Source organism: Methanofollis ethanolicus (assembly GCF_001571385.1).
In the GTDB taxonomy this organism is placed as follows: domain Archaea; phylum Halobacteriota; class Methanomicrobia; order Methanomicrobiales; family Methanofollaceae; genus Methanofollis; species Methanofollis ethanolicus.
On the sequence record NZ_BCNW01000001.1, the window covers coordinates 364,716 to 379,537 of the forward strand.

Annotated in this window: 8 protein-coding genes; 2 read left to right on the forward strand and 6 right to left on the reverse strand. The window is 44.6% G+C overall.

Going from position 1 to position 14,822, the window contains the following annotated elements; all coding sequences use genetic code 11:
- Positions 1-84 precede the first annotated feature (84 nt).
- From MEFOE_RS01915 to MEFOE_RS01935, 5 genes are all read right to left on the reverse strand, one after another.
- Positions 85-5,403 (reverse strand): DEAD/DEAH box helicase, encoded by a 5,319-nt coding sequence (locus MEFOE_RS01915; RefSeq protein ID WP_067047538.1) that lies wholly within the window; start codon positions 5,401-5,403, stop codon positions 85-87.
- Positions 5,396-6,436: a hypothetical protein gene (locus MEFOE_RS01920; RefSeq protein ID WP_067047541.1), complete on the reverse strand. Its 1,041-nt coding sequence runs from the start codon at positions 6,434-6,436 to the stop codon at positions 5,396-5,398. The genes MEFOE_RS01915 and MEFOE_RS01920 overlap by 8 nt, the downstream gene beginning before the upstream one ends.
- 4 nt (positions 6,437-6,440) lie before the next feature.
- Positions 6,441-8,948 carry a coiled-coil domain-containing protein gene (locus MEFOE_RS01925; protein WP_153015832.1) on the reverse strand — a complete coding sequence of 836 codons (2,508 nt, stop codon included), beginning with the start codon at positions 8,946-8,948 and terminating at the stop codon, positions 6,441-6,443.
- Positions 8,948-10,546, reverse strand: coding sequence for a competence protein CoiA family protein (locus MEFOE_RS01930; RefSeq protein WP_153015833.1), 1,599 nt, complete (start codon positions 10,544-10,546; stop codon positions 8,948-8,950). The genes MEFOE_RS01925 and MEFOE_RS01930 overlap by 1 nt, the downstream gene beginning before the upstream one ends.
- Positions 10,547-10,983: 437 nt before the next feature.
- A complete protein-coding gene (locus MEFOE_RS01935; protein WP_067047550.1) occupies positions 10,984-11,424 on the reverse strand; it encodes a nucleoside deaminase in 441 nt (146 codons plus the stop codon).
- Positions 11,425-11,462: 38 nt separating this feature from the next.
- Between MEFOE_RS01935 and MEFOE_RS01940 the strand changes: the two genes are divergently transcribed.
- Both MEFOE_RS01940 and MEFOE_RS01945 read left to right on the forward strand, forming a co-directional pair.
- Positions 11,463-13,043 (forward strand): hypothetical protein, encoded by a 1,581-nt coding sequence (locus MEFOE_RS01940; protein ID WP_235809535.1) that lies wholly within the window; start codon positions 11,463-11,465, stop codon positions 13,041-13,043.
- Between the two features lie 502 nt (positions 13,044-13,545).
- A complete protein-coding gene (locus tag MEFOE_RS01945) occupies positions 13,546-14,010 on the forward strand; it encodes a putative immunity protein (RefSeq protein WP_067052832.1) in 465 nt (154 codons plus the stop codon).
- Positions 14,011-14,014: 4 nt separating this feature from the next.
- Here the strand turns inward: MEFOE_RS01945 and MEFOE_RS01950 are convergent, their stop codons facing one another.
- Positions 14,015-14,821: an alpha/beta hydrolase gene (locus tag MEFOE_RS01950; protein WP_235809537.1), complete on the reverse strand. Its 807-nt coding sequence runs from the start codon at positions 14,819-14,821 to the stop codon at positions 14,015-14,017.
- Position 14,822 lies beyond the last annotated feature (1 nt).

The following is a 14,822-nucleotide window of genomic DNA, read 5'->3' on the forward strand; positions in this document are numbered from 1 at the left end:
GGATCCAGAACTGGGAGTGACACACTATGTAGAAATTGTTAGGGATAGTTCCTGCAGAGCAGGAAAATTAATTTTTGGAGGATTCTAATCTCGCAGGAAGTGTTTTATAATCTTATCTACCTCTTCAAAGGCTTTTGGGAGTGCATTTTTTACTACCTTATCTGACAAATATATGGTGCTATCTTTCTTCTCTGATAGGAGCCACATAGCAGGATACACCACGAATTGGATTGATTTGTTCGGTAAAATAACTGACATGCTCCCTTTCTCGGGGGGTAATTGAATCTCAGGATGAGCATCAGCAAGCAAATGTTTGAGTGGGATGATAATTTCATGTTGCTCATCGATGCTCAAGGGTTTTGGGAGGTTGCCATATCTACCCCAGCTCAGGAGATCAAGGGCTGCAAGACGATCCAATTTTTCATGCACTCTCTGGTTCCAGTAATGTTTGAGACAAGAGTGACATGCTGTAGCACACCTTTTGTCGCAGTTCAAGACATTCTGAATACTCTGGAGTAGTGGATCAATCATGCTCCAAAGGCCAGTGGCGTATCCCGCTCCACTTGATAGACTGTCATAGATGTAAATATCAACAAACGTTTTATCTTCCGTTTCGTGAACTCTGTGACCACCTTTAATGTCTTTGAAATCAACATCCAGAGTCCGGCTTGCAGCAAGTAAGAAAGCCTCGGTGAGTGTTGTTGCAGCGCTTGATATCCACATTCCGGAGTATTCGGTGTTTATTAGGGACTTATCCAGTTCAAACTCAAAGACAATCATATCTGTTGCAAATGTGTGACCAAGATACACATTTACCGGATCATGAATGCACCTTGCACCTTGGATAGAGTATGGTCGGCCAATATTCTTCAATACTTTTGATTCGGGATCCTCATCACTTTGTTCTGCAACCTCTGCAGCACCGCACTTCTGGCATACATTAAATCCGTGTCCTTTCACGCCCTTGTTGATGATTCTGATCTTATCAGATCGGACTGCGGCCATTATGTGCTGACACCCAATGTCTTTCATGTCATTGCGGTCAGGTGTTGCAAAATAGCATGGCTCCTCTGCATATGACTGTTCAATTTCTGCGTGTGCTTCTGGGATTGGCTTTCCGTCTATGGGAGCAAAACCCCATGGTCGAAGCATCTTCCGTTTCTTCTCTTCTGAAATTGGTTCTCCACAGAATGGGCACACTCCCCCTATTGGATATTTTGTATCAGTCCAGCCACATTCTGGGTTTGGACATAGATACAAATCGGACAGATAATTAGGATCGTCAAAGTACGGTCGTGCTTGATTTTCACGCCTATTGCCTTTTCTGAACTTTGAGTGGAAACTGTATATGCCGCCGACTTTGTAGGTTTCTTTGTTTACAACGATTACTTTTCCTGGGGCATATTCACTAATTGCAATGTCAAGTGAACGGTCTGGTCTCTGGATTATCTTATTCCCAGATCCGTTTTCAATGTAGAAACCTACAACGTTTTGGGGGAATGAGTAGGTTGGTAAGATCCCCTCAAAACTCAAGTGATCCAGAAGACTGGTTTTTTGTTCTTTTTCCGCTTTGCCCTCGTAAAGGTCGCGGTTTTTGAACACATCATCTCGGATTCTCTCTAATTCTCTTATGAGTTCTGATATAAATTTCTGATGAGAACTTTCATCTGTTTTTTGGATAGATAGAATTGTTTCCTCTAGTTCTGGTTTAAACCAGAATGTTTTCAGAAACTCTATAAACTCATTGTAGTAGTTATCGAAGAATGATAATACTGGATATTCGTACAAATCCGTCCCTTTTTCATTCAAAAATTCACATAGGATAAGCAGATTCACATGACGCTGAAGGAGTGTATTATTGTCTACATCAATCCATGGGCTGCTGACATCTCCTGAAATTATTTTCTCGGGATGATTGAAGTACCAACCGTCATGGGGGCCATTTTGAGCATAGGTGACAATTGTTGATATTGACGTTCCGCGTCTTCCTGCACGTCCTGCTCTCTGCTGGTAGTTCTCTCGCATTGGTGGAACATTCCGAAGACTGATCGCTGTCAGAGACCCGATGTCAATACCTACTTCCATCGTTGTTGTACAACTCAGAACATCAATTGGAAACTCATCGTCCAAGACAAGGTTCTGGAACCGCATCTCGTAATTTTCTGTCGTAGACCATATGTCATCCCGCTGATCTTTGTAGGATAGTTGTGCCGTATGTTCTTCCGTATTGATGGTATGAATCAATTTCCCAGAACCTTCAGCGATTGCATCAAGAACAGGGTCTCTCCAGAACTTGTATCGTTCAAGATCCTGATCACTCATCTCATAGATATCAGGTGAACCACAATGTGCACATTTCCCGAACAGAGTGTATGGGAAAATATTGGAACAGGTTCTGCAGCGGTACCACTTATGTGTGTCCTTGAATTTTAACGCAATTTTTTCCAAAATCAGGAAATATCTGCCTTCCTCCTCTCCACTTCCGCGATCAAGGAAGGTGTTGGAAAGTATAGACACAATCCAATCAATCTGATAATAAGTATATTTATTTGCCAATATTTTCTTGAATCTGGATGGTACTTTTTTTAGGTCTTTTTCCTTTACACCAAACCTGCTGCCATATTTACGAAGGGAGATATTGTACCGTATTTGATCTGAAATCTGGTTTCCGATAGCAAATGAGTTTGTACAATGATAGTGGGCCCAAGCAGCAAAAAGGGCAATAAATTCCTCTTCAGACATCTGGATGTCATGTTCCTTGAATGATTCAAGACAGCCTGTAATATCATCCTCGTAACTGGGTTCCATCCAACCCAATCCAAGATCTGTCAAAGACCTGAAAGGTGAACAGAGATTTTTCAGGAGTTGTTCAGAAAACAGTCCTGGCTTGTTCCTGTAATCATTAGTGATTCTATCATATATTATCGGTTTTTTCTGTCTTTCTGCTCTTTCAATAGTACGTTTGATCTTTTCTAGATCTTTGTTAAAGAGGGTCTTGTCCCCTCCATAGAATAGACGTAAATGATTTTGGTATGATATTTCCAAAAATGCGGGATAGAGCATATCAAGTGTGACAACATTATCATTATCCTTGGCCCACTCCTGCAATCGAGTGGCCGCCAGAACTAAAACAGCTCTTGCAGCCTGATCATCTGCTGTCCGGGTCATATCTTTGGCAAGTACCGCCGCTCTTTGTCTACTGTCTGAGAAGACAAGGACTTTCCTCCCGGCATTTGGTTGTTGTTTAAGTTTTTCTTCGTTAAATAGTGCAGGCGGTTGAACCGACAGTTGTGATGAAACAATGTTGTAAAAAGGTTCATTTCCCTTCGTAGAAAAATCGGAAAGTGCGTAATTCCTCAATTGTTTTTCACACTTGGGACAGGAGTAAAATGTCAGTTGTTCTGGCTTTCCTTTTACTGGCTTAAGAGAGTAGCAAACCTCTAAGAATCCATCTTCTTCGGCATGAATGTTGTTAAAATGGATGAAACCAGTCTTTGCATCAAGCCACCCGTAACGGATATCTCCCTTTTTTCTATGATAATTCTGCGGGATGATGTAGAGATGTACTTCCTTCAACTCTTTCCCAAATATTTCTCCGTGAGTACGCCAGAGATAGTTCTTTTTCTTGGAATCCCCCCCATTGAGCAAGTATCCTTTGAGGAATAGGGCTCCACATCTTCTATCATTGACTAACTCATAGATTTTTCCACCGCAGTGAGGGCAGGTGTCCCACTCACTGTCTGAGTAAATCTTACCGAGAGTGATACCGTCGCCAGCATGCTTTTCTGGGCAGTTCGGATTTGTACATGCGTACAATCCCTGTAGGCCACGAAAAAACATGTGAAGTCTTGCAGGAAAGAGAACCTGCCTGTCTTTTTTAGCAAGTGGTAGTAGTGATAGAAGAACTTGTGTTGCCGAAAGTGCAGTTTTGGTATCATCATGTGGGAACGCAATCTCTGCAAGTTCGGTGATCCCGGTAGCGTTTCCTGCTGTTTGATTTATTATCCGTTGTATGGGACTGTATTTTGGCAATGTTTCAAATAACCATACTTCTAGTTCCTTGATAGTATCATATGGGGGCCTTGTCCCATCAATTTCTTGGAAAAATCTGTGGATTGCTAGTACTTTTGTTGTATCATCAAGCTGGAAATCATCTAGAGGGAAATTACTTATCTTATTTGCAGAGAAATCAACGGGATTTAGGAGATCGATCTTTTTATTTGTTCCAATTATTATCGAGAATGTATCCTTCTCCGATGAAGTGATCTCCCTTAGATATTTTTTTAGTTCGATTTTCTTTTCCTCGGTATCAACAGGAATACTTGCGCTGGTGAGAATAAACCGTACTTTATCGCGCGTAATTCCTAACTTGTACATTAGCCGGCGAATGAGGAGGGCCACCTCTCCTCCCGCCGATCCACGGTACATATGTGCTTCATCGATGACTATCAGGAGTTTGTTCTCCGGAGATTCGTTTAACCAGTCCTTTGTGTTTGACCAGAATGGCTGTTCGATCTGCCGAATCAGCATGTATTGGAGCATTGAGTAATTTGTGACGAGAATATCTGGGCAATAATCCTGCATTTCCTTACGGGTGATTAATTCCGCATCCCGCAGAGCAGGTTGATGAATCCCCTTTTTTAGATTTGCAGTATAGGTTTTCAGATCATATTTTGAGGGATACTTCCCCAGCGATTTGAGCTCCGCGATCAACTCGGGACTACGGTCGATCAGGTCGCGTTCCAGTGTTTTTGCCAGTTCTGTATTCTTTTCTTTTACAGGTTCACCGGGATATGGTGTCCTACCCGTGTACATTCCGAATTGAGGAATACGAGTATGTGCGCCACCAGTATACTCCGTAAAAAGTGTGTAATATTCTCCACCGTAGTCCCCGATCATTTTCCGCAAACGACCAATCTGATCTGCGACCAGTGCATTCATTGGGTAGAGCAGCAACGCCCTAATGCCTCTTTTATTCCACGAATCTGGACATGTTTTTGCTTCATTCGCAAGATTTGCGACAAGAGGCCACATGAAACACTCGGTCTTTCCAGAACCTGTGCCTGTTGTCACCAGAATGTCGCTCCCTTGGTAAAACTCTTCAAGCGCCTTAACCTGGTGACTATAAGGATCTTTGAAAACCCCTAAATTTTTGGTACTCATTTGAAAAAGGAAATCCTTGATATTTTGAGGGATATCGACATTAATCAATCCATCTTTTGATATCTGGTATGTTTGATTTGATTCTATGTAGGGATCTTTGTAAATTGAGTCTTTTTCATCTAAAAGATCTTTTGATGCGCTCAAAAGAAGATCGTTCTCACCAAAGTATTGTGCCCCGATGTAGTCCTTCAATTTTGCAACAAGTTCATGGTGTATATGTTGAGCACTATATTCAGCCATTCTGTATCACCCGAATGTTTAGATTCTCCAGAAGTTTTGTGACGATTGGAAGGAATACAGGCGATGTAATAAATTCTGTTCTGTCCAGAATGTTTCGAACCGGCCAAGCTATCATGTAGAGCAACATTTCCTCTCTCCCGGGAAGAGTAGAGTGCAGCTTGATTTTGATTGCGTCTTTGTAGGTCGTTATTGTGGCCTGTACCTGATTATCATTCAAATGTCGAAGACCATACATGAATCTACGAACTTCGTGTGTTTTTATGATATAATCCGGAAATGCCAGGGTATATATCTTGTCATTTTCGTTTTTAGCAATTCCATAGTCAGCAAGGTTATTTCGATACACCGTTAGTTCCCACGGATGATCCAGTGATTGTTTCCAGGAATCAGAGAAGATTAGTTTTGAAAGCGGGTCAAAATATTTTCGAACATCAGATATGATGGGGTTTAGTGTATATTTCCCATTAGCATATCTACTGTACTCAAGAACGGTGTCTTTTGCATCAATTTGTGGTATCAAAAAAAGTTCTTCAAGCGAGTACGCATTTTTTTCGGAAATCCTATTAACATACCATCCAAGCCCATGTATCTCTCCATCTTTTCCGAATGATGTTCCGCGGAGTAAAAACAAATCATCGGCAATTCTTGCGAATTTATCTGGGGGTAATTGAATTGTGTTGTCCGGTCCAGATACAAGAAATCCAGCGTATTCCAGTCTCTCTTGGATCTTTTTTGCTGGCTGAAAATCCGGTTTATCCTCAGGATAAAACCATTTCTTCACGTCTGGATAGAGATCTAAATAGGCAGAAAGGATGATATTGCATTTTCTGGTCACATGATGTTTTGTGTACAGTGTGTCTTTTGTGTCCTGATATTCCTCTCTGTCCTCAATACATCTGTCTAAAACTGCTGTTTTTATCCATTCTGAAATGGCGGAATAAAGCACCCGGGCAATATAGGCGTTTTTGTCTTCACAGGAAAAGCGAGATATCCCCAGTCCCTGTGCTATAATCTCATGGGGATATTGGATCATAGAGTTATTCTCCTCCAAGGAGTCCCACTATGATCTCTTTGAGGTCTTTTCTGCTAAGATTCTCTAGTCTTTGGTTTAGTTCTTTTGTAGTCCCTAACAATTTGCAATATGATGCAAGCTCCAGAAGAAGTACCCCCTCCACGTTTTCTTCATCTTTTTCGTCATCTGTTTCGATAAAATCAGAGAGTATTGCAGTTCTAGTCAGATTGTACCCATTTGTTGTATTCAGTCCTTTTGAAATCTTAACTGCTCTCTGATACAAATCCTGAAATCCCTTTGAACTTCTTTCGATAGTTACTGTACAAATCCCAGGATACAAGGCATTGGCTGCAATGGAGGTTATCATATCTTCTGAATTGATGAGGACCATATATCCTAGGGCACTTGGCGGAAGTATTCGCATGTTTTCTGAGAAATCAAGTGAAAACAGGATGTATTTTTCGGGGTTTTCATCAAGAATGTCCTTTGCGAGATGCGTATAACAATATTCGTCAATGGAACCGATGACATTTTGAAGAAGAACAATATTTCCTCTACTCTTTTTCACAGTGTTTAACAGTGAAGAATAGTTGTTGTAACCAGTTGGAACAGAAATAACCTCAGGTGTTTGTGAGTGGAGTGTAACTGAAATGGCATTAGCCATGAGATTTGCCTTACATCCTGTAAGGAGGAGAGGAGTTCTTGTCACATATGCTCCAGCAATGAGCTTAGCTAAGATCTCAGCATATTTATTGTCAGTTCCAATGTTCTGAAGATTGTTCTTCAGATCATCGATTAGATCTTTTATATTCTCACTCTCGATCGGTTCTGATCCGTGACAATCTTTTGCCGGCTGCACTAAAAGATCTGAATTTGGCGAGGAGGCAACACTTATTTTTTCGTAATCCTCTGATGGAATTACCCCTTTAAACAGCGCCAAATCGCCGAGGAAGTTCCCTGGATTATGCTGGATGCTCCTAAGTTTCTGCTCACAATAGGTTTTTAACTGGTCATTTATTTTTTCTAAATCTTGCTTCTTTTGTTCCAGTTGCGAGAATTTTTCTTGAATCTGTTTTTTTTCTGAAATATCTTTCTCAAGTTGTTTCTTTGATACTTCTAATGAGTCTATGTCCTTCTGGATTTTGCGAGTTTCCTCACGGAGTGACTCAAGATCTTTCTGGATAGTGTTCTGTTGATCCGCTCTAAACTGTTCGCCCTCTTTGGCGATCGCCTGCATTTGTTCTTTTTTAAATGCAACAATTCCCTCATCGGCAATCTTTTTTAGATCTTCTTTGTACCTGTGGAGTTCCTGTTTTATGTGGCATTCTTGCTCTGATCTGAGTCTTTCCCCTTCTGATTCAACTGTTTTCTTGAGTGATTTTAATGCATCCGTTTCAGCTGTTTTTTCCGCATTTATTACAAGTATTTCACTATTGATTTCATCGATTATGTTCTTTAGGTCGCTAACTTCTCTCTCTAAAGCCTCTTTCTGCTCAAATAATTCTTGATTTGCGATACGTTGTATTTTATCAACGTATTCTTCGTTGATCTTCGGGACGTTTTCAATAACCCCTCTTACAAACTCCTCAACTTTATCGTCAGTATTGAGATATGCATTTATTATGTCAGTTTGTAACTCTAACCTTTGCTTTACTTCTGGAGACAGTATAAATTGTGGCTGTAATTCTGGATTTGATAGGGCCTCGGTGACAATTTTGTTCACGAGTTTCTTCTCACCCTCTGAGTAATTCAAGCGAGATGCGATGCGGTAAAAATATCCTGCAAAACGAGTTGAATCATTATGGAGGATAAGAGGATCTAACTTATCCTGCTGACCGAATTTCATTTTTTTGTAGATGAACCTTCGAGTCAGGTCTGAACTGTTATCTGGGATTGAATTTGTGTATACTGGATCAAAAGAATCAATAACGTCTGCTCTTATGATTCTATATCGATCCAATGACCTTCTGTCGGTTACAAATAGCAACTCATTATACCGTAGACAGGATGTTGCTCTCGTTATTTCAACACAGAAGTAATGTTCTTCATCGCAGTCATAGACTACGAGGAGGTTTTCTGAAAATGTATCCGGGACAACAATACCATTCTCCAACATCTGTGCGAGTGCATCCTCAGAATCCATCACCAGTCTCCTATGTCGTAGGGATCCTGGCGAAGTTTCAGGATTCTGCAAGAAGATTAACTCGTAATAATTATATTTGCAAGGGGGTTTAGGATGATGTGAATAGGGGGCTGCGTCATAAAACTCAGAGTTGGCATTTTCTTTCCACATCCAGATGCCTACATTGTCATGCCCCCATTGATTAGAATTTTCCTCTAACTTAATCGGTATGAGCATGTGCCCGTTGTCTGGATTGGTGTAGATCGTACCTATGGTATTTACTCGACCTTTTTTACCCCACTCATTTGTGGAAATGTCTGCTATCCTCAAGATTTTGAAATTATGGTCGTCAAATGTCACCGAAATCCCGATACAGCAACGTAATTTGAAATCTTTTTTTGGATTTGCCATTACTTTTCAATCTCCTGATAGAATTCAGAAATAAGATGGTCGTACGCCTTCTGTGGTATTTTACCAGATCGTAATGTCTGGCTGAGATAACTACTGACTTTAGGATACTTTTCAAGATGGTCCAGAATATATTTCACTTTCACGGGGGTCGATATAAACGTACCTCTCATTAGAATGAGTTCCTGATACGTTTCTTCGTCTTTCTTTACCGCGTATCTTCCCTTTGGCTGGATGTGTTTGGGAATGCTTACCTGATGTATCGCGTCAAGTCCATGAAGTACGCAAATATTATCTCCTTCGGAGAGGTTTGGAAATGCAAGAATAGTCTGTTCATTCCAGTAAACACTTTTTAGTTGTTTTTCTGAGTAATGATAAATGTCACATTTACAGTCTGACTTGAAGGATAAGTTTGCTCTACCCTTGAGGGAGAAGGAGTCTCCATTTTCAAGTGTTTTTTTTGCGTAATCAAGTGTTATTTTTGGAAAGAAGTACTGAAATATTTCTTCCGGATATTCGCATGTGAGGTGAGCCTCATATGATCCATCAGAGGATTTGACGTGTGTTGGACCCCTGACAGAGTGGCATAACAACAATCCTGCTGCTTTAGTTGGTATTTTTTTAAGTCTGCGAGATTGTCCATCCGTATCCTGATAATAGAATGTGTCTGTTTGTGCCTGGTTGAGGACGGTCGCTGGTTTACTGTAAATTTGCCTCTTTCCAACCTGCACATGAGGAGGCCAGAGGGGGATTAGGGGGGGATGCCACTCGACAAGCGTGACTCCTAAGTTGTCTGCAAATTCTATGGCCTCTTCGGTAACTTTGGTAAACTGCACTCGGTAGACCATCCATTTTGATTCGAAGCCATATGAATCTCCTTCTAATTCCCCTACTGGCTCGTATTCGAGAAAGTCTTCAGTGTCATCTGGTATTCCAAAGGCTGTTGCAAAATAGTAATATTTGTCTGTGTTTATCTCTCCGTTGTTTGATATACAACGAGCATAATTTTTACTGTATCTAAACAGTGCCCCCTCTTCTGGAAGTCCTGATAGATCCTCCCCCCACATTTTAATTATGTCGTGACCGACTGGTGATTCGCTGTATTCGAGAGAGTAATAATCATATATCCACTTTAACTGGAGGTAAGTTGTTTCTCCTGGAATTAATTGATTAGAGAGGATTCTGTTCTCTTTAAGTTCTGCATTATTAGGATTAATGATTCGTACTATGAGTTTTTCATTTCTGGCAGCTAAAACAGTCTTCTCTTCCAATGGAGGAAAACCAAGAAAAAGCCCGAAGTTTCCACCCATCTTCAAAATATAGATCCGTTTTGGACGTTGCCTTAATTTGCGTTCCTCTTGTTGCCTCTGATATTGAACCGCATATACGCTATCTGAATAGTTGGGGCAGGTGTAATTTTTTGGATTATTGGGGCAGTGTCTAAAATAGGTTCTTTCCTCTCCACTTGCTAATATTACTGGTTCTCCACACGCAGGGCAAAATAAAAGCCTGCTATTGGATAAATGGTGGTTATTTACAAAATTTTTGGCGTAGACTAACTCTTCATGTCCAGAATGCCTCTTCCATATTGCATAATCCACTGAAAGTCCCCTTCAAGAACGATGTATTTCTTCGGCCAAGATAATATCATCGAATTAAATTTCATGCCGCTCTTTTGTCTCATCATATGAATAGAGTTGTCGAGTTCTTGCCATACTCAAATGAGTGCATTTTTTGTGCTAATATCGTGAGTGTCTAGAACGCGTACCCTTCCTCCTTCGGTTTTAAAATGCATGAAAAGATGGTTAACTGCTTGAACCGGAGAGGATGTCCTACAAAAATTGCGAAGTTAAGGCAATGTGAATTATAAACTGCGCCGGAGAAAATTTCCTTTATATTCTCTTCTAGGGTGTATTGAACCCCTGCACAGATCCTGATCCAATTGTTGATGATCTACAGACACGCATCGTCAGTGGCCTATTACCTGGTGCTATCGGAGATGACGACGCCCCCCATTCTCTCTCTTGATATGACCCCCCTACTCCTCCCCGATATCCTCGTTCCACAGATCAGGATTCGCGGCGATGAAATCGGACATCAGGCTCACGCACTCCTCGTCGTCCAGGACGACCACGTCGACGCCCCGGGTTCGGAGATACTCCTCCGGTCCCTGGAAGGTCCGGTTTTCGCCGATCACGACCCTGGGTATTTTGTAGAGGAGGACCGTCCCGCTGCACATGTCGCAGGGGGAAAGAGTCGAGTACAGCACCGTCCGGCGGTAATCCTCCGGCTTGAGCCGGCCCGCGTTCTCCAGGCAGTCCATCTCGGCGTGTAAAATGGCGCTGTCCTTCTGCACCCTGCGGTTGTGTCCCCGGCCGACGATTGTGCCGTCGATCACCAGCACCGAGCCGATGGGGATCCCGCCCTCGGCACGTCCCTGTCTGGCCTCTTCGATGGCGGCCTGCATGAATTCGTCCATTGAAACGACACCCGGATAGAGAAAGTGCTTGACGGCCCATGAACATTCCGGTCGCCAAAACTGCCGGGGTCGAGCGGTCGGGCAGGGAAGCAACCAAAACTATTTCTCACCTGGATGGTATTCCAACCGCAAAAGGGGGGAAATCTGTGAGACGGTATATTCTATTCGCATGTCTCTGTCTCATGCTGGCCGGGCACGGCCTTGCGCAGACAGGAGAAACAGGTGACGTGGATGCTTTCCGGCAGATACTGGAACAGGACAACTTCAGCGTGCAGGAAGGCGGGATCGGGCATTTCGATCTCATCAAATTGTATGACGCGGGAGCGTTGCCTTCTGCATATGGAAACAATCCCGCGACAAAGTATCTGGCATACTTCGTTCCGCCGGCACCCGGCGGTACGATCGACGAACAGATAGCAGAGATAACGAAAACGCTTGGAATGAGCGGGAACACATCTGCATTCTGGAATCTCGGTCCCGACGAAGCTGTTATCTTCGTAGGACAAACGCCGCCGGAGTGCAGGTACTTCGGGTACGATAATTATCTCATGAGCAGGACATATGGCAACGAGACCAGGTGGATCTTTGCCAACATGGGCGATTCGCTGAACAACCAGATCATCAAGACGAAGGGGTCGCCTGGAGACCCGTTCAACCAGACGACGATAGTCGTCGCCACGGCCGACAGGGGCATCGACGAGCGCATCCGTGCTGCCGCACGTTCGGCGGGATATTCGGACGACATGATGAACACCCAGGTGTTTCCGTCGTCCATCCTGAATATGGGCCTCGACAACACCTCCGATACGTTCGCCATATTTATCCGCCCGTCCCTCTTCACCGACAAGCAGGTAGGCGACGAGTACATCGACAACACGTCTGCGACCATCCTCCGCGTGACGCCGAAAAACACGACCCAACTCGACCCGTATGAGTCTCCGGATATGCGGGTCAAGGGAACCGGGAAGACGGAGCTTGACCTTACGGACGATCTCAACGACCTCAGGAACGCGATTCTCGAGAAGTACAGCAACCTGAGCGCCACGGAGCTTCCGACGGCTCCGGGGTTCCCGCAAGGGATTGACGCTATCCAGCGGGGGATCGATGCCGTAGGCCCGAGCAACGATGCAACATATTTATGGAGCGCAAACCAGGCTGTCAATTCGCCGACGCCGCCCTTCTTCGACACCACGCAGTACTATGACTTCCTGCGAAACCCGCCGCTCACTCTCGGGAACGATACGAATGAATTCATCATTGTCTACGGGGTCAACCACGTAGCCACGGGCAAGGCGACGTACTCGAGCTTCACTCTCAATGGAGCGGATGTGTGGAATGGTGTCGGATCGATCACCGACGCGGACTTCAGCGGAACTGCCGAGGAGTATCTCCCTGACAATCCCAACGCGAAATACCTGTATGTCTACAAGATCGCGAGGGACTGCGAGGGTGACCCGCACTGCTTCGAGCTTCCCTCTGGTATAGGAAGTTACGGCATCGAGCCCGACCAGCCGATCTTCATTCTCTGGAGGAGCTACCTGGAGAGTGCTACGAAAACAGCCCCGTCCTACAACGAGATCGTGTACGACAGGGCCATAAAGTTCGAGCCGGCAGGGTAGGACGGGAAGGGGATCGGGAGGCTTCAGGGCCAATCCCGGTTTCAACCACGATCTGGCTCTGGAGAATTGGGCATGAACTTCGGGTTCATGGAGAATTCTCCAGGGTCGGAGAGTCATTTTTTTTCTTCGCGCCTGGTTTGCACCGGGCGATATCTTGCCAGCAGCCTTCGATCGATGTTCGGAACATGCATCCGGCTGATCCCGGTCGTTTACACTCGCGCCGGGATCACGGCCGGAGAGACCTGCCTCACGATCACCGGTGCCGGGTGTTCTCCGGATCGTGTGCACATTATCAGGGGTAACTGTACACACTTCTCTCTCTGTACTCTGTACACAGATCCAGGTAAGGATCATCTCTTTTTCTCGGTCGCCACGTTGCCACCACCCTGGCGCGAACCGGGCGCGAGGGTGTAAGGGCCAGGTCCGTCGTCGTCGATCCGGACGGGCGTCTTCCCCCCGTCGAAGAGAACCATAAATGATTTACAAAGCCTAAGAATTGTTCGTGAAAAAATACCGCAGGGAAGATCAGATCTCGATGGCGACCTGGGCTGCGGACTGCGCTGAAAGGGTGCTTCCGTTTTTTGAGGAGGCGTATCCGGAGGACGACCGCCCGCGCAATGCCATCGAAACGTGCCGGCGATGGGCCAGTACGGGTGTGTTCAGGATGGCCGAGATCCGCGGCGCTTCTCTTGCCGCTCATGCCGCCGCCCGCGAAGCGAAAGAAAATGACGCAGCCTGTTTTGCCGCACGTGCCGCGGGCCAGGCGGTGGCGACTGCTCATGTCCCGCAGCACGCCTACGGGGCGGCGTACTATGCCCTGAAAGCCGTCGCGGCAGCCGGGGGCGACGTTGCCGGGGAACGGGAGTGGCAGTCGGGGAGGCTCCCTGAGCGGTTGCGGGAGGAGATGATGGGCAGGATCGTTGTGCAGGGGGTCTCGGTCACATTGAAGAAGGGGGAGGGGTTTTGATCGTTCACTCTCGAAGGCACGTTTTGATCCAATTATTTAAGATCCCTAATTGTTCGGGGGTATGAAACCAGTGTTCCCCGTTTTTCATAATCGTTAGATTGCAATGAAAACGCTGCACAAATTTTTCTACAACAGTGCGATCTGTCAGTTTGTCGTGCTCGCCATACAGTATTGCTGTTGGAACCTTCCATTGTGTAATAGGGTGATTTTGAGCATAGAGGAAATATTCCCACGAAAAAGTTTGTCCAGAGGAAGTGGGGATACTACGTTGACGCTCAAGCTGTGTTTCCGATACATTTGCCCGGAGCATCATAGTGGAAATAAGCTGGTTCATATCAAGAATCGGGGAAACAAAAAGGCTTTTTTCCAGATGTTCGTTTTCAAAACTCAATATACTGAACCATGCGCCGATGCTGTTCGCAAACAGAGAAATGTGTGTCCACTGGCCTTTGATATAGTCCATAACAGACAAGAGTTCTGGCACGACGTGCCACGGGTCAAATGAATCTGTTTCTCTTTTGCGTTCTCCATGTTCGGGCAGGTCGATACTCAAAACTTGCCACGCATAATGACACGCTATCTGAGCAAACGCTTCTGCTTCTTCTTTACGCCCGGCCTGTCCATGTATGTAGAGATATAATTTATTTGAGCGGGAACCCCAGAGAATTGCCGGGATCCCCTGAATTTGAAAGTATTTTTTTCCATAATTCCTGTTGGGTTTGCTCTTTGAATTAGTCTTACTGCCGATTTGACTCTCGGTACGAATTGACGTCCGCGACGGAGCAGCACCTGCCTCTTCGAGGAGTTCCATG